The sequence below is a fragment of the Homoserinimonas sp. A520 genome (assembly GCF_054489245.1).
In genome coordinates, this window is record NZ_JBTMWX010000001.1 from 380,080 (window position 1) to 401,004 (window position 20,925).

Sequence of the window (20,925 nt, forward strand, 5' to 3'; positions counted from 1 at the left end):
CTTCCCTTACGCGGTGGCGATACCGGGCGATTTGCGCGGGGCGCGCTTCGGCTTGGGCGTCGGGCCGGAGTCGACGCCACCGTCGACGGCACCGGAGTCAATGGGCGCCTTCGCCGGAAGGTCGACCGGCGGACGCGTCGATACCGGCCGCTTCTTGCTCGACAGCCACTGTGGCCGCTCCGGCAGCTTCTTCACATCCTGGAAGATTTCGGCGATCTGGTTGTGGTCGAGGGTCTCCTTCTCCAGCAACTCGGATGCCAGCTTGTCGAGGATGTCCCGGTTCTCCGAGAGCACCTTCCAAGCCTCGTCGTGCGCCGCCTCGATGAGGGCGCGCACCTCGGCGTCAACCTGCTCGGAGAGGCTCTCCGAGTAGTCCCGCGAGTGACCCATGTCGCGACCGAGGAACATGTCGCCGGAACCGGAACTCAGCTTGACCGAACCGATGTTCGCGCTCATGCCGTAGTCGGTGACCATCTTGCGGGCGGTGCCTGTCGCCTTCTCGATGTCGTTGGATGCCCCCGTGGTCGGGTCGTGGAAGACGATCTCCTCGGCGACGCGGCCACCCATCGCGTACGCGAGCTGGTCGAGTAGTTCGTTGCGGCTGACCGAGTAGCGGTCCTCCAGCGGCATCACCATCGTGTAGCCGAGGGCGCGACCGCGCGGCAGGATGGTGATCTTCGTGACGGGGTCGGTGTTGTTCATCGCTGCGGCAACGAGCGCGTGACCGCCCTCGTGGTACGCGGTGATCAGCTTCTCCTGGTCGCGCATCACCCGGGAGCGGCGCTGTGGGCCGGCCATGACGCGGTCGACAGCCTCATCCAGTGCCCGGTTGTCGATCAGCTGCGCGTTGGAGCGTGCGGTCAGTAGCGCAGCCTCGTTGAGCACGTTGGCCAGGTCCGCACCGGTGAAACCAGGCGTCTTCCGCGCGAGCACCTCGAGGTCGACGCCGGCCGCCAGCGGCTTGCCCTTGCCGTGCACCTCGAGGATCTTCTTGCGGCCGAGCATGTCGGGAGCATCCACACCGATCTGGCGGTCGAAACGGCCCGGACGAAGAAGGGCTGGGTCCAGGATGTCCGGACGGTTCGTCGCCGCGATCAGGATAACGTTCGTCTTGACGTCGAAGCCGTCCATCTCGACCAGCAACTGGTTGAGGGTCTGCTCACGCTCGTCATGACCGCCACCCATCCCGGAACCGCGGTGACGCCCGACCGCGTCGATCTCGTCGACGAAGATGATGGCCGGGGAGTTCTCCTTGGCCTCCTTGAACAGGTCGCGAACACGGCTCGCACCGACACCGACGAACATCTCGACGAAGTCGGAGCCGGAGATCGAGTAGAACGGCACATTCGCCTCACCGGCAACGGCGCGGGCGAGCAGGGTCTTACCGGTTCCGGGGGGGCCGTACAGCAGCACGCCCTTCGGGATGCGGGCACCCACCGCCTGGAAACGGGCCGGGTCGGTCAGGAACTCCTTGATCTCCTCGAGTTCCTCGATCGCCTCGTTGGCTCCGGCGACATCGTCGAACGTGACCTTCGGGGCCTCCTTGGATACCAGCTTCGCCTTCGACTTGCCGAACTGCATGACCTTGCTGCCGCCGCCCTGCATGCTCGACATCAGGAACCAGAAGATGAGGCCGATGATGATGAAGGGGATGATCAGGCCGAGCATGGACGTGAGCCAGCTGCCGTTGTCCACCTCGTCGTCGTAGCTTTTCAGGCTCGAGTTGTTGACGGCCTCGACGACGTCGGCGCCACGAGCACTCGCATAGTAGAACTGCACCTGGTTGCCGTTGTCTCCGGCGCTCTTCAGCACCAGGTCGACCCGCTGCTGTCCGTCGATGATCTTGGCCGACTCGACCTTGTCATCCTGGAGCAGCGCCATGCCCTTCTGGGTGTCGATCTCCTGGAAACCGGAGCCCCCCAACAGGCTGAAGCCCACCGAGACGACAATGATCGCCACGGCGATGTAGACCAGCGGGCCGCGGAGGAACTTCTTCAGATTCATAGTGCTTGTAAGGCTATCGTGCGCCCCCTGAGCGCCGCCCCCCTGTTTGCTGGAGGCGTAACGCCGGTCGAGCTCGTCGAGACCCGCCCGCGGCTTAAGCGGGTCGAGCTTGTCGAGCAGCGCGAGATCGTCTACTTAAGCGGGTCGAGCTTGTCGAGACCAGCCGAGCTTGTCGAGGCCTGCGAAAGCTTGTCCTCCCTACACCGACAACTGGTATGGGTTCCACCATCCGTTGGCACGAACTTCAAATGCTGCCCGCACGCACCCACACTCCCTGTATGCCTTACGTCTACATCCTTCAGTGCGGTGACGGCACGTTCTATGTCGGAAGCGCTCGCGACCTTGATGTTCGCCTCGCCCAGCATCAGGCAGGAGATGGGGGCAACTACACATCCAAACGCCGACCGGTTGAGCTCGTGTTCTGTGAGGAGTACGACCGGATCGACGATGCCTACGACCGCGAAAAGCAGCTGCAAGGATGGGGCAGAGCCAAGCGGAAGGCGCTCATCGAGGGGCGGATGGGGGATCTGCCGGGGTTGAGCAGGTCGCGGGCCTCGACAAGCTCGGCTGGTCTCGACAAGCTCGACCCGCTTTAAGGAGCTCGACAGACTCGAGGGTCTCGACAAGCTCGACCTGCTTAGAGGGCGGGTTCCCGTACGTCAGCTCGATCCGCTTAGGTAGCCGACCTCGCGGCGCTCGACAAGCTCGACCCGCCTTGAGGGCTACTCGTAGACGTGGGGGGCCAGCACGCCGATGCCGCGCAGGTTGCGGTACTTCTCGGCATAGTCGAGGCCGTAGCCGACGACGAATTCCGGCGGAATCTCGAAGCCGACGTAACGCACGTCCACCTCGACCTTGGCCGACTCCGGCTTGCGCAGCAGTGCGCAGATCTCAACGGATGCCGCGCCGCGGCTCTCCAGGTTCGCCCGAAGCCACGAGAGGGTGAGCCCGGAGTCGATGATGTCCTCGACGATCAGCACGTTGCGGGCGTGCAGGTCGGAGTCCAGGTCCTTGAGGATGCGCACGACACCGGACGACTGGGTGCCCGACCCGTATGAGGAAACCGCCATCCAGTCCATCTCGAGCGGGATGGTCAGCTCACGCGCGAGGTCCGCCATCACCATCACCGCACCCCGCAGAACACCGACCAGCAGGAGCTCCTTGCCGGCGTAATCGGCTTCGATGCGACGGGCGAGTTCCGCGATCTTCGCGTGGATCTCCTCCTCACTTAAAAGCGTGCTGGTCAGGTCATCCGCGACGTCGCTGAATTCCATGGTTAGTGAGGCTCCCGATCTTTCGATGCCGACGAGAACACCAGCAGGTGCCCGTGCCGTTCAACCCTAACGCCCGGCAGGTGCACGGCGCCTTGCCCATGCCAGTCGGTAACCAGGCGCGCCACCTCCAGTGTTTGGGCACGGCTGATGGCCAGGCCGAACTCTGCGGAGACGGCGAGGCGGATGATCCGCTGCCGCAGCGCGGGCGGGTTCGCTTCCAGCCCGCGCACCGCCAGGGCGATGCCCGCCTCGGCATGCTCCGCCAGGTCTTCGATGAGTTCCTCGGCGAAGTGGTCGAGGGCCTGCTCGTCTTCGCGCAACTGTTCGGCGGTGCGAGCCAGCGCGAGCGCGATCCCCGGTCCGAGCTCGTCTTCCAGCATCGGCAGCACCGTGGTGCGCACGCGGACCCGGGTGAACACCGGGTCGAGGTTGTGCGGGTCGTGCCACGGCTCCAGTCCGGAGTCGGCACAGAACGCCTCGGTAGTGGATCGGCGGATGCCCAGCAAGGGTCGCAGCAGCAGGTGCGGGTGCTGAGATCCGGAATTCGGCGGTTCACCGGCACCTGGAGACGCCGGATTCCGGATCTCAGCGTGCACAACCGATGCCATCCCCTGCATGCTGCCGGCGCCGCTTCCGCGCGCGAGGCCGAGCAGCACTGTCTCCGCCTGGTCGTCGAGGGTGTGACCGAGAAGGAGCGCCGCGGCATCCGTCGACTGGATGATGTCGACGAGCGCTGCGTACCGGGCGTCCCGGGCGGCAGCCTCGGGCCCGCCGACGGTTCCCACCTGCACGCGCGTGACCACCACCGGATCGAGCCCCAAGTGCCGTGCCTGCACGGCGGCACGCTCCGCAACCTCGGCCGAAGCATCCTGCAGGCCGTGGTCGATGATGACGGCACCCGCCCGCAGCCGCGCGCGGGGCGCCTCGAAAGCCGTTGCGGCGGCCAGCGCCAGCGAGTCGGCTCCCCCGCTGAGGGCGACCAGCACCAGGTCGCTCGGGCCATCCGATTCGTCATTGTGCCCGTTCCGGTCGAATGTGCCCGGCGCAACGGGCACATTCGACCGGAACGGCACCAACGCGAGCGACTCCCGCACGGCCCTGCGCACGTCGGCGATCGCTGGGGTGAGGCGCGGGCGGCGGGAGGTCATCCAGTAACGTTATTGCAGCACTCGCGAAAAACAAGGAGCACAAGTCATGGCCGCGTACGACGCCGTAATCGAGATTCCCCGGGGAAGCCGCAACAAGTACGAGGTCGACCATGTCACCGGCCGAGTCTTCCTCGACCGCGTGTTGTTCACCGGGTTCGTCTACCCGACCGACTACGGCTACATCGAGAACACGCTGGGGCTCGACGGCGACCCCGTCGACGTGCTGGTGCTGCTCGAGTACCCACTGTTCCCAGGGGTCGGCGTGAGCGTTCGCCCGGTCGGCGTGTTCAACATGACGGATGACGCGGGCATCGACTCGAAGATCATCGCGGTGCCGGCCAAGGACCCTCGCTGGGAGCACATCCAGGACCTGGGAGACATCCCGGAGTACACCCGCAAGGAGATCGAGCACTTCTTCGAGCACTACAAGGACCTCGAGCCAGGCAAGTGGGTCAAGACCGAAGGCTGGGGAGACGCGGCAGAAGCTGAGGCGATCGTTGTCGCCGGGGTCGAAAAGCTGAAGGCCGAAGGGCACTAGGCAGAAGTCGCCTCGACGGTTCCAGTTGCGCGGAGCATTCGGAGCCGCGCGTGCGAATCCGCAGCTCGCAGAATCCAGCGCTCACGGATCGGTGGAACGCCCATGCACATGCGCCAGCGTCCCACCGATTGCTGCGCGCCGGAGTGATGGGTGATGCGGCCAACCGGGCTGGCGACAAGTCTGAAGTGAACGAGCCGGGTGGGCTAGATGCCGACGCCCCTGGCCCGCAGGAAGTCGACCGGGTTGGTGGCCGTACCCCACTGCCGCACCTCGAAGTGCAGGTGGCATCCGGTGGAGATTCCGGTTGAACCGGTCAGTGCGATGACCTGACCGGCCGACACGTGCTGGCCGTGGCCGACCCGGATTCCGCCGTTCTGGATGTGCGCGTAGCTGGTGGTGAGACCGCCGCCGTGGTCGATCTTCACGAAGTTGCCGAAGCCGCCGTTGGAGCCCGCGTAGATCACCCGTCCGGCGGATGCTGCCATGATCGCGCTGCCGCAGCCGGCGCCGAAGTCGGTGCCGTAGTGGTACGACGAGGCGCCGCTGGTCGGGGGGACGCGCGGTCCGTAGGAGCTGGACGCATAGCCCCAGGACGGCCTGGCCCAGCCGCTGGAGCTTGTGCCGCCCCCGCCACCGTTGCCGGCTGCCGCTTCCTGCTTCTTGCGTTCGATCTCGGCCAGTCGCGCGATTTCGGCGAGCCGCGCAATCTCGGCCTGCCGCCTGATCTCGGCGCCGACGGCGTACTGCTGCTCGGTGACGACGCGGTTCTCCACCAGCGACGCCAGCTGTGCCTCAAGTCGCTCCTGGTTGCCGGCCTGCTCCTCGAGGGCTGCGGCAGCGGCATCCGCCGCCTTCTGGGCCTCGATCATGGCAGCTTCGGCCGCCGCGGCCAGCTCCTTGAGGGCTTCCTTGGCGACGTTCGCCTCGTCGGTCAGCGACTGGGCGGAGTTCTGGTCACGCTTGGCCTTGGCGTAGATGCCGCTCGACTGCTCGTTGACCTTGCTGGCCATCCCGAGGTTGGAGAGCAGGTCGGACTCGCTGTCGTCCCCGAAGAAGAGTTGAACTGAGAGGTCCTGCCCGCTGGCCCGCTGCACACGCGCTGCGATCTGGCCTGCCTGGCGGATGGACTCGTCGGCAGTTGCCTGGGCCTCGTCGGCCTGCTGCTGCAGGAGTTCGGCCTTGTATGCCGCCTTGTCGAAGGCGGCCTGGGCGTCGTAGTACTCCTGGCCCTTGCGTTCCGACTCGGCCTGAGTGGCGGCAACATTCGCTTCAAGTTGTTGCAACAGCGCCATGAGCTGGGCGATCTGTGCCTTCTTGGCGGACTCGCTGGCACGGGCGTTCTGCACATCGTTCCAGCTGGGATAGTTGGCTGCCCAGGCGGCGTCCGACGACTGCCCGACGACGGCTCCGCCGAACACCATGGCGATGATCGCTAGCGCCGCGAGGACCCCCCTCGACCGGCCACGACCTTGCGCCATCTTCTCCCCCACGCGTGCTTCCCCCTGTGTTGTGACCCTCTAAGTCACGTTCGTAACACTGTTAACAAACGTCACACTAACAACAGGGGGACGAAAATAGCCAGTCTTTCCCCCTTAACGGGGGACAAAATGCCGGCAACCCGTGCGATGGGTCAGATATTCACGCCCTGGTTGCGCAGGTAGTAGACGGGGTTGACCGGGTCGCCGCCGAGGCGGATCTCGAAGTGCAGGTGGCATCCGCTCGAGGTTCCGGTCGAACCCACCAGGGCGATCAGCATGCCCGGCCCGACCGACTGGCCGTTGTGCACGCGGAGCCCGCCGGCCACGATGTGCCCGTACCTGGAGGTGATCCCGTTGCCGTGGTTGATCTCGATGAAGTAGCCGTAGCCGCCGTTGTATCCCGCGTAGGTCACGGTGCCGGCATGCGCGGCGTAGATCCCGGCGTTGCAGGCAGCGCCGATGTCAACGCCGGCGTGCTGCGACGACGCGCCGGGGACCGGCGGCACGCGTGGGCCGAACGAGTTCGCTGGCGCGCTACCGGATGCCGGGCGAGTCCAGCCGGAGTCGCTGATCGGGCCGGCGGCACCAGCACCGGCACCCCACCTGACCTCGACACCCTTCTTATACTCAGCCTCGGTCGCGATCCTGTTCTCCACCAGCAGCGCCAGCTGCATCTTCAGGGTGACCTGGTGTTCCTCTTGTTCCTGCAGGGCCGCTGCCGCGGCATCCGCTGCCGCCTGCGCCTCAGCCATGGCGGCCTGAGCCGCGTCGGCCAGCACCTGGAGCGCCTCTTTGGCGACGTTCGCCTGGTCGGTCAGCGACTGCGCGGTGTTCTGGTCGCGCTTGGCCCTGATGAAGATTCCGGATGACTGCTGGCTGACCTTCGACGCCATCCCCAGTTGGGAGAGCAGATCCTTATTGCCGGCTTCATCGAAGAACAGCTGAACGGAGATGTCCTGCCCACCGGCACGCTGGGCGCGGGCGACCATCTGGCCTGCCTTGCGGATGGACTCGTCGGCGACGACCTGCGCCTCATCGGCCTGCGCCTGCAGCTGCCCCGCCTTGTACGCCGCGGTGTCGTAAGCGAGTTGGGCGTCGTAGTAGATCTGCCCCTTCTCCATGGCGACCGCCTCAGTCTCGGCGACCTTGACCTCCAGTTGCCTGAGCAGGGCCTCCAACTGCGCGACCTGCGCCTTCTTGGCGGCCTCGTTGTTGCGCGCGTTCTGGACTTCGCTCCAGCTCGGGTAGTCGGCGGCCGACGCGGGCTGGGTCGGCCCCAGAATGGTGCCTGTCACCGCAAGCGCGACGATCGCAAGGAGAGCCCAGACGCGACCCAGGCGATGTGGCACGTGCGTCATAGTTCCCCGAATCTGTGACTTCTACATTCAACTGCACCTTGAAGGCTAACCGGATGCGCCATCCGCCGAAAGCGCTGGGACCGGTGTGGTGGATATCCGTCGTTCGCCGGTTTGGTGAATCGGCATCTCACCCGTATGCTTTTCTTTCGGTAGCTACGAAGGTTGTTGACTTCACGGCCCCATCGTTTAGTGGCCTAGGACACCGCCCTTTCACGGCGGCAGCACGGGTTCGAATCCCGTTGGGGTCACGAAACATCTGTTCCACATGTTTCATGCAGTACTGTTTTCAACTTCATAGCTTGGCCCTGTAGCGCAGTTGGTTAGCGCGCCGCCCTGTCACGGCGGAGGTCGCCGGTTCAAGTCCGGTCAGGGTCGCAAGGTGAGTAACCCATCCGAAAGGGTGGGTTATTTTTCCTAGTGACGGATGCACTGCTGTGTGCAGCTCGCCACGGCTCTGTAGCTCAGTTGGTAGAGCGTTCGACTGAAAATCGAAAGGTCACCGGATCGACGCCGGTCGGAGCCACTGAAACCCTCGTAAGGCTTCTACTTGCGGGGGTTTCTTCATTCCCGCAATAGTTTTCAGTCAGCGACTCCGCAAAAACCCCGCACATTCAAAACAGACCGCTGAGCCGCTGCTCCATCACTTCAGCAGCCCGCTTTGATCCCTTGATGGTGTTCATGTAGACGTCTTGGGTCATAGATGGGTTTTCGTGACCGAGATAATCGGCGATCTCAGTGGCCGACAGCCCCGCTTTGTCGAGGGTCGTTGCTGCTGGACGGTGTGACAGACCGATCACCTCGGTGCGGACAGTGAACACCGCGGCAACACCTGAGACGCCCGACGTCATCGGCGGGACCCTCCCTGTGTCCGGAGCCGATACCAGCGGAATGATCGGCATCGCTGCTGCACTTCTCGCCCTCGGCCTCGCGACGCTGCTCGGCAGCCGCCGTCTCCACCACAGCTGACCCAACGCCCAGAGCGATCATGAAGACGGACAACGACCACATAGCCGGGTCAGGATCGCGAAAGCACCCACACGCTGGCCCGCCTGGGCGCGAAGTGACAGCGATCGAACTCGACGAACACCGAGCCCGCCGCCTACGTCACGCACTGCCGTCAGTGCGTGACGAGCATGGAGATGCTCTTCGCTATCCCTTGGATCGACCCATTGTGGTCGGAAACATCCCGTTCCACATAACCACTCCGATACTGCGGCGGTTGTTGCAGGCAGGCACGTGGCGATCGGCGGTCCTTCTTACGCAGTGGGAAGTCGCACGCAAGCGCGCCGGAGTGGGCGGCGGGACGATGATGACCGCGCAGGCAGCACCGTGGTTCGAGGTCGAACTCAAGAAACGGGTGCCCGCGCACTTCTTCACCCCGCGCCCGTCGGTTGACGGTGATTAGAGATCACCCGTCGCGACACTCCCCTTGTTCCGCACGCTGAGCACCGCCCTTACGAAGCGTTCGTACGGCGAGTCTTCATCGGCCGCGGCGCAACATTCACGCACATCCTTCGCCACGCCACTGGCCTCCCCGTAGACTCGCTGACCGGGACACTGGCGCGTGCGAAGGTCGCCCCCAGGTGCCTCCCGCGGGATGTCGCTCCGCTCCAGTGGGCTGCCCTATGGAAGGAGATTGCGGTAGTGCTCGCACTTCAGTAACCCACATGCCGAGGTGCCTCCGCAAACGATGGGAGCACCTTGGCATGTCTTGGCGTGGGGTAGAGCATTCCGCGGGATCACGGAGGTGCACTCGGTCAGGGCGTCAGCACTTCGGGCATCCCAACTATGCGAGTGCTTCCGTCATTTTGCTCGCTTTGCCGTCGAGCCACAGCGTGTCGGAATCGTCACGGTGGGTTCCCGTCGTGCCAACGAACTTCGCGTCGATCTGGGGACCCTTCTTGATCACGTGAACAAGCGCCATCCCGTGTCCACGCCCGAGCCCATAATCGGCTTTGAGCCACTCCAGAATGGTGCCGGCCTTGATCGACGGGTCGTCGAATCCACGGCTCTTGGCGATATCGAGGAGCTCGCGCGGGGTGAGTCCGGTCTTGTCTTCGATCGTGTCGAGGTACGCCTGAAATGACATGTGGGGTTCCTTCCTGTTAGCGGATGATCATCATTCGGCGGGGCGCAGGCCGTAGGTCAGGATTGCGTTTCCTGAACCGGTCTGATTGGCGTGAAGGAGGCGCAGCCTCGTCAACGGGACACTGTCGTCGAACAGTCGCCTGCCCTCGTTGGTGACTACCGGGTGCGTGGTCAACGTCAGTTCGTCGATGAGGCCTTCCAGGAACAGCGAACGGATGGTGTCGATGCCGCCGACGATAGAGATGTCGCCGCCGTCCTGCTGGCGAAGGTTCTGAACGTACTCGACTGGACTCTCGGTGATGCGGGTGCTGTTCCAGGGAAGGTCGCCTGGCAGCGTCTGTGAAATGACGTGCTTGCGTACTGGATTTATCCACTGCCCGAAGGGGTCGTCGGCCTGTGGCCAAAACTCGTACCATTCCTGCCACAGCTTGCGACCGATGACGACATCGGTGACCGGCGTCACCACTTCTGCCATCAGTTGCCCCTCCTCTGGTCCGAATGCATCGAACTGCCAGAGATTGGGGCTTTCCACGACCCCGTTGACAGAGTGAAACAGGTGGGCGGTGATCTTGCGGCTCATTGCGGTGCCTCTCCTCGATAGTGAAATGCTCTTATCGGGTAGACGACGGCTGGGCCTCAAACTGATCGCTGCGGCAGAAAAGTATTAGGCCACGAGCTCCACCGCGTCTGTGACGTGAGATGGCAGACCGAACTCGTCGAAGACTGCTGGACCCATGAAATGGGTGATGCTCGCGATCCGGCCGTCCACGAAATCCACTAGGTGGATCGCAAACGGTTCCCACACGCCGCCGCCCCTGTCGTGATAGACGGCTACGGCCGGTTGCCCGTTGGCGCGGGTGGGGATGGTACGTGAGTTACGGCAGATCTCTCCTGGCCCCTGCCACCACCGCTCGATCTCGGCGGCACCCCGCAGCCACAGCTCGAACGGAGGCATGGTGAACACGGCATCCTCGGCAAGCAGCGCAACCAGGCGATCCACATCGTAAGACTCAAACGCATCCACGTAGTTCATGAGCAACTGCTCGTCATACTCGAACTGTGTCGTGTGCGTCTCATGGTCGCGCTTTACCATCGTCGCGCGGGCTCGGGCCAGTGCCGAGTTGACCGCGGCAACACTGGCCTCCAACAAGTCGGCGCATTCCTGGGAAGACCACGCGAGCACATCACGCAGGATGAGGATGACCCGCTGGCGAGGCGGAAGCAGCTGAAGTGTCGCGACGAACGCAAGGCGAATGGACTCCCGCATCGCCGCCACATCGGCGGGATCCGCCGTTGAGGGCAGATACGAGTCCGCGATGGGACCGACCCACGTTGCTTCGGCACGCGTGGTGAGCGAAGAAGGATCGTTCCGCGTATGACCTGGGAGCGAGAAATCTGTGGGCAGTGAACGTCGCTGGGGCGCGCGCTTCATGTCCAAGCAGATATTCGTGGCGATCGCATAGAGCCACGTGCGTAGCGACGACCGTCCCTCGAACTCGTGGGCGCGCTGCCACGCGCGCATCATCGTCTCCTGCACGGCGTCCTCGGCCTCTCCGTAGCATCCGAAATAGCGGTAGCAGTAGGCGATCAACTCGCGGCGATAAGAATCGACCTGCGCCTCGAAAGGAAGGGGAGCCGTCAACGCAACGGCGTCCATCCCGATGGCAGCGCTCCGACGACGCGAGCGCGTTCGAGATCGGACTCGGCCGACCACCCTTGCACACCATCGCCGGCGAACCCGCCGCGCGCGAGGCGAAAGCCGAGATCATGATGGTGCATCCCCGGGGCTCCCCCGCGACGCACAGACGCCCGCACGTTCCATGCGTCGTCGGAGAAACCGCCACCGCGGAACACCCGGTAGTCCCCGTAACGGGCGGGATCGAGCAGATCCCAGCACCACTCCCACACGTTACCCAGCGTGTCGTACAGACCATTGGAATTCGGCAGCTTGCCGCCGACATCCTGTGGACTGTCTACCTTGTCAGCATCCGTCCATGCGATCTCAGCGAGCGAACCGTAGTGGGGGCCAGCAGTTCCCGCGCGGCATCCGAACTCCCACTCCGCCTCGGTGGGCAGTCGATAACCGTCGGCCGACAACGTCCACGTCACCCTGTCCCCGTCGAACCGATACGCCGGACTCAGCCCATCCAGCTCCGAAGCGACGTTGCACGCCCGCACAGCCTCGACCCAGCTGATGTCAACGACCGGACGCCGTGAAGGGTGCCCGGGGGTCCCCGCGATCCGCGCAAGTTGCGCCTGCGTCACGGAGTGCACGCCAATCTGAAACGAATCGAGTTCCACTTCCCGCCGAATCTTACGGCGGGCATCGTGCAAAGTGACCGAACCACCGTCAAGGTGCACCATCTCGACCCCCACGTCCTTCATTTGAGCCGGTAGGTCAGATGTTGTGCGGCAGGTGTTGTGACCGACTGCATGAGCTCGAGTCCCATGGGGATGGCTTGGCCCTCCGTGAACAGGCGAGTACCCGCACCCAGGATGGTGGGCGCGAGGTGGATCGACAGGACGTCCACAAGCCCGCTTTGAAGGTATTGGAGTGCGATGTCGGCTCCTCCCATGATGACGACATCCTTCGTTCCGGCAGACGCTCGCGCTTGTTCGAGAGCGCTCTGGATGCCGTCAGTCACGAATGTGAATCGCTCACTCAGGCGCACGGTCGACGGCACGGCATGGGTGACCACAAAATTCGGTGGCGGCGCGCTTTGATCGCGTTCCGCACCGTAACCGAGGTCGCCGGACCAGCCGTGCGGCCCGTCAACGAAGTCGAAGGTCTTCCTCCCCATGAGTACCGCGCCGGTGCTTGCGACACCGGCCTCGATTAGCTCGACATCTTCGGGCGTCGCAGCTGACGATGCCCAAGCATGAAGACATTCGCCGCCGACTCCCAAACCGTGTTCGATACCGGGGTGGGCTGCTGTCACATAGCCATCGAGGGATACGGAGATATCGACTATTACTGAGGTCAAGGTTGCATCCTTTCTTCGAGCGTTGGCTTATCAGGGAGCGGAAAACATCCGACAATCTGCGGCAGCACCTTGCGGTCGCCCGACACAGTCAGAGACCCGGCATCAACCGCAGCCTGTAGCGAGGCGCCCGCATAGAACACGGCCGCGAGGGACTTCGGGTCGCCCGAGATTTCGACATCTACCGGCGCTTGCTGGTCTTGCTCGATAGCAAAGCCAGAATGGTCAATGACGCCGACGAAACGCTGGTCATCCAGCCGAGTGCCGAACCGCACCTGAACTCCTTCAGCCAACGTTCCTGAGAAGTTCGTCCTCAGGGACAAGACGAAGGACGCCGGGCTTAAGGACTGTGTCGACAAATCGAGCGTGGTCCGCGCCCCCCACCGTCCAAGGGCCAGAATTGCAGGCTCCAACTCCTTGCCCCAAGCAGTTAGCTCGTACACGCTCACCGGCGTGGGCGGGGGAAGCTTTCGTCTCGCAACGATTCCTGCCTGCTCCAGCTCAGACAGCCTCGAGCTCAAGATGTTAGTGCTCACGCCAGGCAGCGAAACAACGAGATCGGTATAGCGTTTCGAGCCCACAACCAGCTCGCGGATTACGAGAAGGGCCCACCGCTCCCCCACGAGGTCTAACGCGCGAGCCAACCCGCAGGCGTCGGAATAACTTCGCATGCCCGAACAGTAGCAGAAAACAAGTAGTCACTTGTTTTTTGCAAGTACTATGCAGGCAAGCCCCAGGGGCGGTCGTCAGCGTCGCCGATCCTCCTGCTGCTAGATTCGGTCGCACTAGGTCGCGCACCGGGTTCAACACAAAAGCGCACCAACGCGATATTCGTCCCTCAGCACCGCTTAAGTTCTGTTTCTGTTCCAAATCGTGGAGGGCACCATGTTCGATCCTGATCAAAGCCAAGGTCGCTTCGATCTCAACCAGACAACAGTGGGCGAGCTCCTCGACGACCCAGAGTCTCGCGAGATTATCGACGAACTTGTTCCGGAGATTGCAAGCAATCCCATGATCAGTATGGCTCGGTCCATGCCCTTCGATGTCCTGGCTGGCATGGCGGGGACACTTGTGGATCCCGAGGTTTTAGCCGAGTTGCGTGAACGTCTGCGAGATCTCTAACAGATCAACGGAATCGCCCACCACCTGGGGAGAAGGCGGCCGAGGAAAGCCGTTCAGTTAATAATGACGCACTGAAAAGACAACCCTGACTGCGTTCGCATTGTTAGATCGCGCTCTAGCCCCTTGGGGTTGGTGATGCGGTGATTCGGATCGTAGACAAGGGCGATAATCGCATCGCAATCCGGATGGTTGGGGTAACGCCCGGAGTCAATCAAGAGTTCTTCACTGACCTTCAACGCGCTGAGGCCTGGCCTCATCATCTTCGTTTCAATCACGACGCCAACCTCGGGGATGACAAAGTCCACACGAGAGTTGCGTCCACCTTTTGAGGGGACGTAGTCTTCTGGACGTACATCGTCAAAGAGCGTCCGCAGGAGAGCACCGACCACGACTTGCAAGTCATGCTCGTCCCGGATCTCGTCAGGCATGTGCCACTCGGGTCGCAGCTCGCTTAACGTGCGGAGCATGTGCGGTAGCCTCCGAAGAACCGAGGCCAAATCGGACGCAACGAGTTCGGCGGCGGACTCAGACGGCGATGCATCTAGCAGCATGCTGCGCTGTTTTTCCATGCGTTCGCGGACCTTTTCGAACGGATGCTGCCAGGGACTGAATATCTCGGGGTTGCTGGCGGCCCCTTCCGCGAAGGCGGAGGGCTTCCTGGGCTCGAGAAGATACGCCTGGATCCCGGTCGACCACATGGTGCCATCCCGGTGCTCGTCTAGCTTCTTCTCCGGCGCGGTGTCCCGGAGCAGCGCGTCATGCATGGCGAGGATCGAGCCATACCAAAGGGTACCTGCATAACCCTTGGTATGAAGATGGGAGGACAATGCTCTAGCAGTAGGCCCGCGGTGGCGGTCAAAAACACCACGATTGCCAGCGCGAACCAGACGGCGGGCACGAGGCCGGCGCTCCAAGCCGCACCCCACGGACGAGCGCTCGATCGACGCAGCGCCCAGCAAACAACCAAAGTGTTTATGGCCGCCAGCCCGGGGAGCACGGTCAGCCATTTCACGATGATCGTCAATGGTGCAGACAACGGTTCTTCGCCGAAAACCGGCTCCGAGAGCAACATCGAAATGGACACTGAGGCCAGAAGCGCGACAAGGGCGGTGAGTATCCCGCAAAGGATGATCGACCCGACCAGCGCGCCGGCGCCCCAATCTTTCCGTCTTGCGCACACCAAGTACCCGCTCATGCCGGCCGCAGCAATCACAACCACCGCCATGGTCGCGTTTTCGGTTGCGTGCGCGTTCCAGACAACAAGTGACAGCGAACAATGTGCGGCGGCATTCGTCGCTTTGAAGGCGACCATGACCTGGGCGTAGACGATACCCAGCCACACTGCGATGAATAGAGCCGAGTTGGCTCCGTCGATGAGCTGACGACTAAGGGAAGGAGCAACTAGCGGCCGGTCAAGCACCTGGTCACCCACCTTCCTTGGAGCCAAGAGCTAGTACGCGGCAACGCTCCATCAACGGGCGCCGTCGAGGTATCCGACAGCATCCTCGAGGCTCGCGAAGTAGTAACGGGTCAGCGGTGCTCCGATCTGCATGACCTCGTAAGTGTCCCCAATCAACTGAACGACTCCGAGCACAGACCTGCCGTCACCCTCCGGCAGCTCGGTCGTGCGCACCCGCCATTCGGTTGGGGACAGCGCCTCGATCACAGGTGGAACGGAACGGACCTGCCCGGTTCCTGTTTGAGTCGTTATTGCAGTCATGTCGCTCCCTTCGAGCGGTCGAATTCCACCATCGAACCCGGTTCTGACGCAGAAATTCAGGGGCTTGACGGGCCGGAACGAGCATGGAGAATGCTGCGCCGATCGGCCCGAAACTTCCGGTGGTCGGTTCCGTAGTCTCGCACTATGTGTATTGTTTGTCGATAGATGAATATCGACAAACGATAGGAACGAGATGAACCGCACCGCGATCGTCACCCTCAAGGCACTCATCGTCGTCATGATCGTGCTCGTGCTTGCCTGCCAGGTGTTCGTGGTTCCCGACGTCGCCGCGCAGATGGCGTTGCGAAACCCGGAGGTCGCCTACCTCCAGCTGCCGGGCATCCTGATCACCGTCGCCTTCCTGCTCTGCGTGCAGCTTGCGCTCGTCTGCGTGTGGCGACTGCTGACCCTGGCAGGAGCATCCATCATCTTCAGCGAGGACGCGTTCAAGTGGGTGAACGGCATCCTCTATCTGGTCATCGTGGCGACTATCCTCATTTTCGGCTCGTTCATCATCCTGCAGTCCGCAGGGGTCGCTTCGGGGGCGGTCAACGTGATCTGCGCCCTCGGCGTGGTGCTCGGCGCCGGCTTCGCACTACTGGTCGTCGTGCTGCGCGGCCTACTTCATCAGGCGTCCCAGCTGGAACAAGACCTCTCCGAGGTGGTCTGATGCCGATCGTGATCAACCTCGACGTCGAACTGGCCAAGAAGAAGATGTCGGTCGCCGACTTCGCTGCCGCCATCGACATCACCCCCGCGAATGTGTCCGTACTCAAGAACGGGCGGGCCAAAGCGGTGCGATTCTCGACGCTGGATGCGATCTGCCGGGTTCTCGAGTGCCAGCCCGGCGACATCTTCAGCTGGGTTCCTGACGATGACGACGCAGCGGATGCCGGTGGCGGGGTGACCGGGGCATGAGCACACCACGAGGGGTACAGCCCTGGAGCGATGTCGCGATTCGCCACCTCCTGGACAGCACCTCCTGCCCGGTCTGCGGGGTCGACGCCCTGTTCGACCGGCGCTGTCGGAACTGCGAGGCCCACCTCACCGACGAGTTGGCAGTCGAGCTCTGGGCCGCGTCCGAGGCAGCCGCTGAGGCGCTCATGGCGCGGCGGGCGGTGGTCGACCGGGTGCGCAAACTCTCCACCGCGCCCTCCGTGGCGGCGAAGCCGAATCGACAGGTGGTCTCTGGGCAGTCCGCTCAACCCGCCCGCGCGAAGCCGGCGAGCGCCACCGTGCAGCGCTCCAGCGCAACAGTGCAGTCCGTGCTTGCCGTCGCCGGCGCCGGGCTGTTCGCCGTTGCCGCGATCGTCTTCACCTTCTTCAACCCTGAGCTCAGCGATCGGGTGCTCCGCAGCGTGACCGTCGGGCTCATCACGATCCTCTTCCTCGGCAGCGCCTGGCTGCTGGCCCGCCGCAAGCTGCAGTTCTCGGCCGAAGCGGTCGGCGGGCTCGGCATGGTCTTCGTCGCGCTCGACGTGTATGCGGTGTCGGAGCTTTCCCCATCCGGCCTCAGCGCCTGGGTGCTTGCCGCAATCGGAACGCTCGTCAGCTGTGCGGTGATGGTCGCCGTATCGATGCGGGCCCGCATCCGCAGCTGGCTCTGGATCTCCATGCTCGGGCTCGGCCTCGTTCCGGCGATGCTGGGATACGCGGGCGGCACAACACTGTCGGCGACAATCGGGCACCTCGGTACGGCGTTCGCCGCGCTCGCCCTGATGGCGGCGATCGGCACCCTGGCCGTGCGGTTCGACGGACGACTCCGTTCGGAACGCGTGGCGATCTCGACCCTCCAGATCGTTGCGATCGTGATCGTGATCGCCCAGCTGTGGTTCATCCAGTTCCCGGACACCACCGAGTATTGGCTGGCCATCACCGCCGTGCTCGCCGGCGTGGCGATCCTCGCCGTGCTGGCGACGCGGCAGGGGCTGGCTCGCGGTTTCTGGAGCGTCACGACCGGTGGGGCCGGGGTCGCCGCGTTCGTCTGCCTCCCCTACGCCCTCGACCTCGGAGCGAGCGGAGCCGGCGCGTGGTATCACACGGTCACGGCCGCCGCGGGTGCCGCCGGGCTCGTCGTTCTCGGCACGCTGGTGCCGAAAGTGCGCAGTGTGAAGCGGCGGCCGTTCCTGGCTGGGGCGTTCGCGCTTGCGGGAGTGAGCGTTCTCTCCCCGGTGCTCCTTGCCGTGCTGGTCGGGGCAGTCACCGTACTGAGCGCCCTCAGCGGCTCCCCCAACGGTGCCAGCCAGGTCATGCCGACGGATGATGTGCTTGCCATCGTGCTTGGCCTGGTCGCCATGGCGGCCGGGCTGGCCGCCTTCGCGGTCGCCACCAAGCGAAGCGGCCCGGCTGCGGATGCCGGAAGCGGCACGTTGGCGAAGGCGACGGGCTCGCTCGCGGTCTGGTTCGCCGCCCTCGCCGGCCTGACCCTTGCCTGCACCCCCCTACTTCCGCTGTGGTCGCGCATCGCCATCGCCCTGGGGCTCGCCGTGGCAGCGAGCGCCTCGCTGGTCGGGGTGCCGCGCATCCGCTCTGCCGCCCTCAGCTACCGGCTGCCGCTCATCCTCGGTGTGCACTTCGCGGTGCTGCTGGCCACGGTGAGCTCGTGGGTCGACGGCTGGACGATGGTCTGGGCGGGCATCGCCATCATCGCAACCATCGCCGTCATCGCACGGACGCTGCCCGCCGAGCTGCGCTTCCTCCACGTCGGCGCTGGCTACGCCTACGCCCTGATCGTGTTCGCGACAACCCTCGGACAGCTCGGCGTGGGCACGATCGCGATGCTCTGCCTCACCACGTCGCTCGGCTCCGTCGGCGCGATCGCGGCCACCTTCATCCGCCGGCTGAGGCCCCCGTCGTGGTACGCGATCCTCGTCGTGACCTCGGTGCCGTTCATGATCGGCGTGATCCAGGTGGTGTTCGAGCGCAGCGGATGGACGGCGCTGTCGACCGGACTCATCTTCCTGCTCGCGCTGACCCTCCTCGTCACGCGGCGCAGCGGGCTCGGGGTCGGGCTGCGCGCCATCGCCGCCGGCATCCTCGTTCCGTCGCTCGCCGTCGTCGTCGTGTGCCTTGGAGCACAGGTGCTGCTGAGCAGCGGGTCCCCCGTGACGTTGCCGGTGATCGCGGCCATCGTCGCACTGGTACTCCCGAACACCGGCGTGATCCGCTCGGCGCTGCAGCGACGCGACATCCCGGAGCGGGATGCCACGGTTGCCCGAATCGCAATCGAAGCCTCCGCCCTGCTGACCGGTGCGATCGCGGTGATGCTCGCCTTGGTACGCGAAGCCTCGGGACTGGGGACGACCTTCATCGTGCTGGTCATCCTCGGGTTCGGTGCGGCAGCCACCTCGTTCTGGGCGAAGCGGCGCTACGGGTGGTGGGTAGCGGCATCCGCCTTCACCGGGGCGTTGTGGTGCCTGTGGGCGCTCGCCGGGATCGACGCGCTGGAACCGTACCTGCTGCCGCCGAGCCTGGCCGCGGTGGTCATCGGCCTGATCCTCACGGCGCGAGGCACCCCGGCAGTGCCGCTGTTCGCGACGGGGCTCATCGTGGCCGTTGCGCCGATTCTCGTCGTGCTGGCGGCGTTCGGTTCCGGCGAGTTCGCGTCGGCGGCCTGGCGAGGCTATGGCCTCGTCGCCGCATCCTGGTTGCTGCTCGCGCTCGGCACCATGCTCGGCCGCGGCTCCTCCGTTCGGGCACAGTCACTGCGCGCCCTGCGGGTGCCGACCCTCAGCGTGGCGATCGCAGCCGGAGCTGCCGGCGCGGTGCAGGGAGTGCGGTTCGGCATCGGCGCCGAGCTGGTTGACACCGGAGGAGTGCCGCTCGTGCTGCTCTGCTTCGCCATCGGCGTGGCCGGGGCACTACCCGCAGCCGTAGCAGCACGCGCCATCCGCTCGATCGCGCCCGAGGGCTCCCGCCTGGCGCGCACCCGCTGGCTGTACGCGCCGGCCATGGCCTACGTCGCTGTGGCCACCTGGACGGCGATCGAGCGCGACTGGTTCACCGTCTGGACGATGTGGGCGCTCATGCTGGCCTTCCTCGTTGCCGTGGTTGCGATTGCGAGGAGGCGCAGCATCCGCTCGACCAGCCTGCCGCCGGTGTGGTTCGTGTTCGCTCTCGCGTTCGTCACCGCAATCGTGGCCTGGAGTCCGCGGGACCTGCGGGTCGAGTGGTTCTCGCTGCCGCTGGGGCTCTTCCTGCTGGCCGCTGGCGCATTGGCCCTGCGGCAACCTTCCGGCGCCGGAACGGTGAACAGCTGGCCGGCCGACTGGACCGGCTCCTGGCCGCTGCTCGGCCCAGGGATCGTGACCACCATGCTCGCGTCGATTGTCGCCACCTTCACCGACCCGCTGACCTGGCGCGCGATCCTCGTGATCGTGATCGCGCTCGTCGCCATCCTCATCGGGTCAAGTCGGAAGCTGGCGGCACCATTCCTGATCGGCATCATCGTGCTTCCCATCGAGAACGTCTTCGTGTTCCTGGTGCAGATCGGCCGGGGAATCGAGTCCATGCCGTGGTGGATCACCCTCGCCGTCGTCGGAGCCGTGCTCCTGATCATCGCCGTCACCTATGAGCGGCGAGCGGGGGAGGAGAACAGCATCACCGCACGGTTGCGCGACCTGAACTGAGACCGCCCCGCGGGACTATGGTGGCGCCATGACCGAGCGGATCTTCACGGTGGGGCACTCCACGCATCCGATTGACGAATTCGTGGACCTGCTGAAGGCGCACGGCGTCGAACAGCTGGTCGACGTGCGCACCATCGCGAAGTCGCGCCACAACCCGCAGTTCGGTGAAGACCAGCTTTGCGAAAGCCTTCCAGAGAACGGCATCGCCTACCAGCGGCTGGAGGCGCTCGGCGGGCTCCGGCACACCACGAAGGACTCCGTCAACGGCGCCTGGAAGAACACGTCGTTCCGCGGCTACGCCGATTACATGCAGACGGATGCGTTCCAGGCCGGCCTTGCCGAACTGCTCGCGCTCGGCGACAAGAAGCCGACCGTCATCATGTGCGCGGAGGCCGTGCCCTGGCGCTGCCACCGCTCGCTCGTCGGTGACGCACTGGTGGTGCGCGGGGTGGAAGTGCTCGACATCATGACCGCGAAGTCCGCGAAGCCCCACACGCTCAGGAGTTTCGCGAAGGTCGATGGCACGCAAATCACCTACCCGCCGGAACCCAGCGACTGACCGGATGCCGCCCCGGGAATGATCAGC

The 20,925-nt window shown here is 64.5% G+C and carries 23 protein-coding genes and 3 tRNA genes; 12 read left to right on the forward strand and 14 right to left on the reverse strand.

The window, feature by feature from the left end; all coding sequences use genetic code 11:
- Positions 1 to 6 precede the first annotated feature (6 nt).
- Positions 7 to 2,004 (reverse strand): ATP-dependent zinc metalloprotease FtsH, encoded by a 1,998-nt coding sequence (ftsH, locus tag ACX3PH_RS01965; protein ID WP_459088835.1) that lies wholly within the window; start codon positions 2,002 to 2,004, stop codon positions 7 to 9.
- A 278-nt stretch (positions 2,005 to 2,282) separates the two neighbouring features.
- Between ftsH and ACX3PH_RS01970 the strand changes: the two genes are divergently transcribed.
- Positions 2,283 to 2,600 carry a GIY-YIG nuclease family protein gene (locus ACX3PH_RS01970; protein WP_459088837.1) on the forward strand — a complete coding sequence of 106 codons (318 nt, stop codon included), beginning with the start codon at positions 2,283 to 2,285 and terminating at the stop codon, positions 2,598 to 2,600.
- A gap of 126 nt (positions 2,601 to 2,726) precedes the next feature.
- Here the strand turns inward: ACX3PH_RS01970 and hpt are convergent, their stop codons facing one another.
- Together hpt and tilS are read right to left on the reverse strand one after the other, a co-directional pair.
- Positions 2,727 to 3,278: a hypoxanthine phosphoribosyltransferase gene (hpt, locus tag ACX3PH_RS01975; RefSeq protein ID WP_459088839.1), complete on the reverse strand. Its 552-nt coding sequence runs from the start codon at positions 3,276 to 3,278 to the stop codon at positions 2,727 to 2,729.
- Between the two features lie 2 nt (positions 3,279 to 3,280).
- Positions 3,281 to 4,426 carry a tRNA lysidine(34) synthetase TilS gene (gene tilS / locus ACX3PH_RS01980; RefSeq protein ID WP_459088841.1) on the reverse strand — a complete coding sequence of 382 codons (1,146 nt, stop codon included), beginning with the start codon at positions 4,424 to 4,426 and terminating at the stop codon, positions 3,281 to 3,283.
- A 46-nt stretch (positions 4,427 to 4,472) separates the two neighbouring features.
- On the opposite strand from tilS, the gene ppa reads away from it, so the two are divergent.
- Positions 4,473 to 4,964 (forward strand): inorganic diphosphatase, encoded by a 492-nt coding sequence (ppa, locus tag ACX3PH_RS01985; RefSeq protein WP_459088843.1) that lies wholly within the window; start codon positions 4,473 to 4,475, stop codon positions 4,962 to 4,964.
- 203 nt (positions 4,965 to 5,167) lie between these two features.
- Here the strand turns inward: ppa and ACX3PH_RS01990 are convergent, their stop codons facing one another.
- Positions 5,168 to 6,454: a peptidoglycan DD-metalloendopeptidase family protein gene (locus ACX3PH_RS01990; protein WP_459088845.1), complete on the reverse strand. Its 1,287-nt coding sequence runs from the start codon at positions 6,452 to 6,454 to the stop codon at positions 5,168 to 5,170.
- Positions 6,455 to 6,594: 140 nt separating this feature from the next.
- Entirely contained in the window at positions 6,595 to 7,791 is a 1,197-nt protein-coding gene (locus ACX3PH_RS01995) for a peptidoglycan DD-metalloendopeptidase family protein (RefSeq protein ID WP_459088847.1), read from the reverse strand.
- Between the two features lie 184 nt (positions 7,792 to 7,975).
- On the opposite strand from ACX3PH_RS01995, the gene ACX3PH_RS02000 reads away from it, so the two are divergent.
- The 3 genes from ACX3PH_RS02000 (at position 7,976) to ACX3PH_RS02010 (ending at position 8,323) form a co-directional block, all read left to right on the forward strand.
- A tRNA-Glu gene (locus ACX3PH_RS02000) sits at positions 7,976 to 8,048 on the forward strand.
- A 53-nt stretch (positions 8,049 to 8,101) separates the two neighbouring features.
- Positions 8,102 to 8,175, forward strand: a tRNA-Asp gene (locus ACX3PH_RS02005).
- A gap of 75 nt (positions 8,176 to 8,250) precedes the next feature.
- Positions 8,251 to 8,323 (forward strand) — tRNA-Phe (locus ACX3PH_RS02010).
- 88 nt (positions 8,324 to 8,411) lie between these two features.
- On the opposite strand, the gene ACX3PH_RS02015 is transcribed toward ACX3PH_RS02010, so the two are convergent.
- Positions 8,412 to 8,648 (reverse strand): hypothetical protein, encoded by a 237-nt coding sequence (locus ACX3PH_RS02015; RefSeq protein ID WP_459088849.1) that lies wholly within the window; start codon positions 8,646 to 8,648, stop codon positions 8,412 to 8,414.
- A gap of 137 nt (positions 8,649 to 8,785) precedes the next feature.
- Between ACX3PH_RS02015 and ACX3PH_RS02020 the strand changes: the two genes are divergently transcribed.
- On the forward strand, positions 8,786 to 9,205 hold the full coding sequence (locus ACX3PH_RS02020; protein ID WP_459088851.1) for an rRNA adenine N-6-methyltransferase family protein: 420 nt from the start codon (positions 8,786 to 8,788) through the stop codon (positions 9,203 to 9,205).
- A gap of 381 nt (positions 9,206 to 9,586) precedes the next feature.
- Here ACX3PH_RS02020 and ACX3PH_RS02025 read toward each other — a convergent pair whose 3' ends face one another.
- From ACX3PH_RS02025 to ACX3PH_RS02050, 6 genes are all read right to left on the reverse strand, one after another.
- A complete protein-coding gene (locus ACX3PH_RS02025) occupies positions 9,587 to 9,889 on the reverse strand; it encodes a DUF4287 domain-containing protein (RefSeq protein ID WP_459088853.1) in 303 nt (100 codons plus the stop codon).
- 30 nt (positions 9,890 to 9,919) lie between these two features.
- Positions 9,920 to 10,468, reverse strand: a complete 549-nt coding sequence (locus ACX3PH_RS02030; RefSeq protein ID WP_459088855.1) for a dihydrofolate reductase family protein — start codon at positions 10,466 to 10,468, stop codon at positions 9,920 to 9,922.
- Positions 10,469 to 10,552: 84 nt separating this feature from the next.
- Positions 10,553 to 11,545, reverse strand: coding sequence for a sigma-70 family RNA polymerase sigma factor (locus tag ACX3PH_RS02035; RefSeq protein WP_459088857.1), 993 nt, complete (start codon positions 11,543 to 11,545; stop codon positions 10,553 to 10,555).
- A complete protein-coding gene (locus tag ACX3PH_RS02040; RefSeq protein ID WP_459088859.1) occupies positions 11,527 to 12,273 on the reverse strand; it encodes a formylglycine-generating enzyme family protein in 747 nt (248 codons plus the stop codon). Before ACX3PH_RS02040 ends, ACX3PH_RS02035 begins: the two co-directional genes overlap by 19 nt.
- On the reverse strand, positions 12,270 to 12,872 hold the full coding sequence (locus ACX3PH_RS02045) for a dihydrofolate reductase family protein (RefSeq protein ID WP_459088861.1): 603 nt from the start codon (positions 12,870 to 12,872) through the stop codon (positions 12,270 to 12,272). The genes ACX3PH_RS02040 and ACX3PH_RS02045 overlap by 4 nt, the downstream gene beginning before the upstream one ends.
- Positions 12,869 to 13,540, reverse strand: a complete 672-nt coding sequence (locus tag ACX3PH_RS02050; RefSeq protein ID WP_459088863.1) for a winged helix-turn-helix transcriptional regulator — start codon at positions 13,538 to 13,540, stop codon at positions 12,869 to 12,871. The genes ACX3PH_RS02045 and ACX3PH_RS02050 overlap by 4 nt, the downstream gene beginning before the upstream one ends.
- Before the next feature lie 214 nt (positions 13,541 to 13,754).
- Between ACX3PH_RS02050 and ACX3PH_RS02055 the strand changes: the two genes are divergently transcribed.
- Positions 13,755 to 13,991 (forward strand): hypothetical protein, encoded by a 237-nt coding sequence (locus ACX3PH_RS02055; RefSeq protein WP_459088865.1) that lies wholly within the window; start codon positions 13,755 to 13,757, stop codon positions 13,989 to 13,991.
- A gap of 53 nt (positions 13,992 to 14,044) precedes the next feature.
- On the opposite strand, the gene ACX3PH_RS02060 is transcribed toward ACX3PH_RS02055, so the two are convergent.
- Positions 14,045 to 14,755, reverse strand: a complete 711-nt coding sequence (locus ACX3PH_RS02060) for a PD-(D/E)XK nuclease domain-containing protein (RefSeq protein ID WP_459088867.1) — start codon at positions 14,753 to 14,755, stop codon at positions 14,045 to 14,047.
- A gap of 84 nt (positions 14,756 to 14,839) precedes the next feature.
- Here ACX3PH_RS02060 and ACX3PH_RS02065 point away from each other — a divergent pair, with 84 nt between their 5' ends.
- Complete coding sequence (locus tag ACX3PH_RS02065; protein ID WP_459088869.1) at positions 14,840 to 15,316, forward strand: hypothetical protein; 477 nt, start codon at positions 14,840 to 14,842, stop codon at positions 15,314 to 15,316.
- 146 nt (positions 15,317 to 15,462) lie between these two features.
- Here ACX3PH_RS02065 and ACX3PH_RS02070 read toward each other — a convergent pair whose 3' ends face one another.
- Positions 15,463 to 15,711, reverse strand: a complete 249-nt coding sequence (locus tag ACX3PH_RS02070) for a hypothetical protein (RefSeq protein ID WP_459088871.1) — start codon at positions 15,709 to 15,711, stop codon at positions 15,463 to 15,465.
- 193 nt (positions 15,712 to 15,904) lie between these two features.
- Here ACX3PH_RS02070 and ACX3PH_RS02075 point away from each other — a divergent pair, with 193 nt between their 5' ends.
- From ACX3PH_RS02075 to ACX3PH_RS02090, 4 genes are read left to right on the forward strand one after another with little or no spacing between them, the layout of a single operon-like run.
- Positions 15,905 to 16,381 (forward strand): DUF2975 domain-containing protein, encoded by a 477-nt coding sequence (locus tag ACX3PH_RS02075; RefSeq protein ID WP_459088873.1) that lies wholly within the window; start codon positions 15,905 to 15,907, stop codon positions 16,379 to 16,381.
- Positions 16,381 to 16,629 (forward strand): helix-turn-helix domain-containing protein, encoded by a 249-nt coding sequence (locus ACX3PH_RS02080; protein WP_459088875.1) that lies wholly within the window; start codon positions 16,381 to 16,383, stop codon positions 16,627 to 16,629. Before ACX3PH_RS02075 ends, ACX3PH_RS02080 begins: the two co-directional genes overlap by 1 nt.
- On the forward strand, positions 16,626 to 20,339 hold the full coding sequence (locus ACX3PH_RS02085; protein WP_459088877.1) for an SCO7613 C-terminal domain-containing membrane protein: 3,714 nt from the start codon (positions 16,626 to 16,628) through the stop codon (positions 20,337 to 20,339). The genes ACX3PH_RS02080 and ACX3PH_RS02085 overlap by 4 nt, the downstream gene beginning before the upstream one ends.
- A gap of 28 nt (positions 20,340 to 20,367) precedes the next feature.
- Positions 20,368 to 20,898 carry a DUF488 domain-containing protein gene (locus tag ACX3PH_RS02090; RefSeq protein WP_459088879.1) on the forward strand — a complete coding sequence of 177 codons (531 nt, stop codon included), beginning with the start codon at positions 20,368 to 20,370 and terminating at the stop codon, positions 20,896 to 20,898.
- Positions 20,899 to 20,925 lie beyond the last annotated feature (27 nt).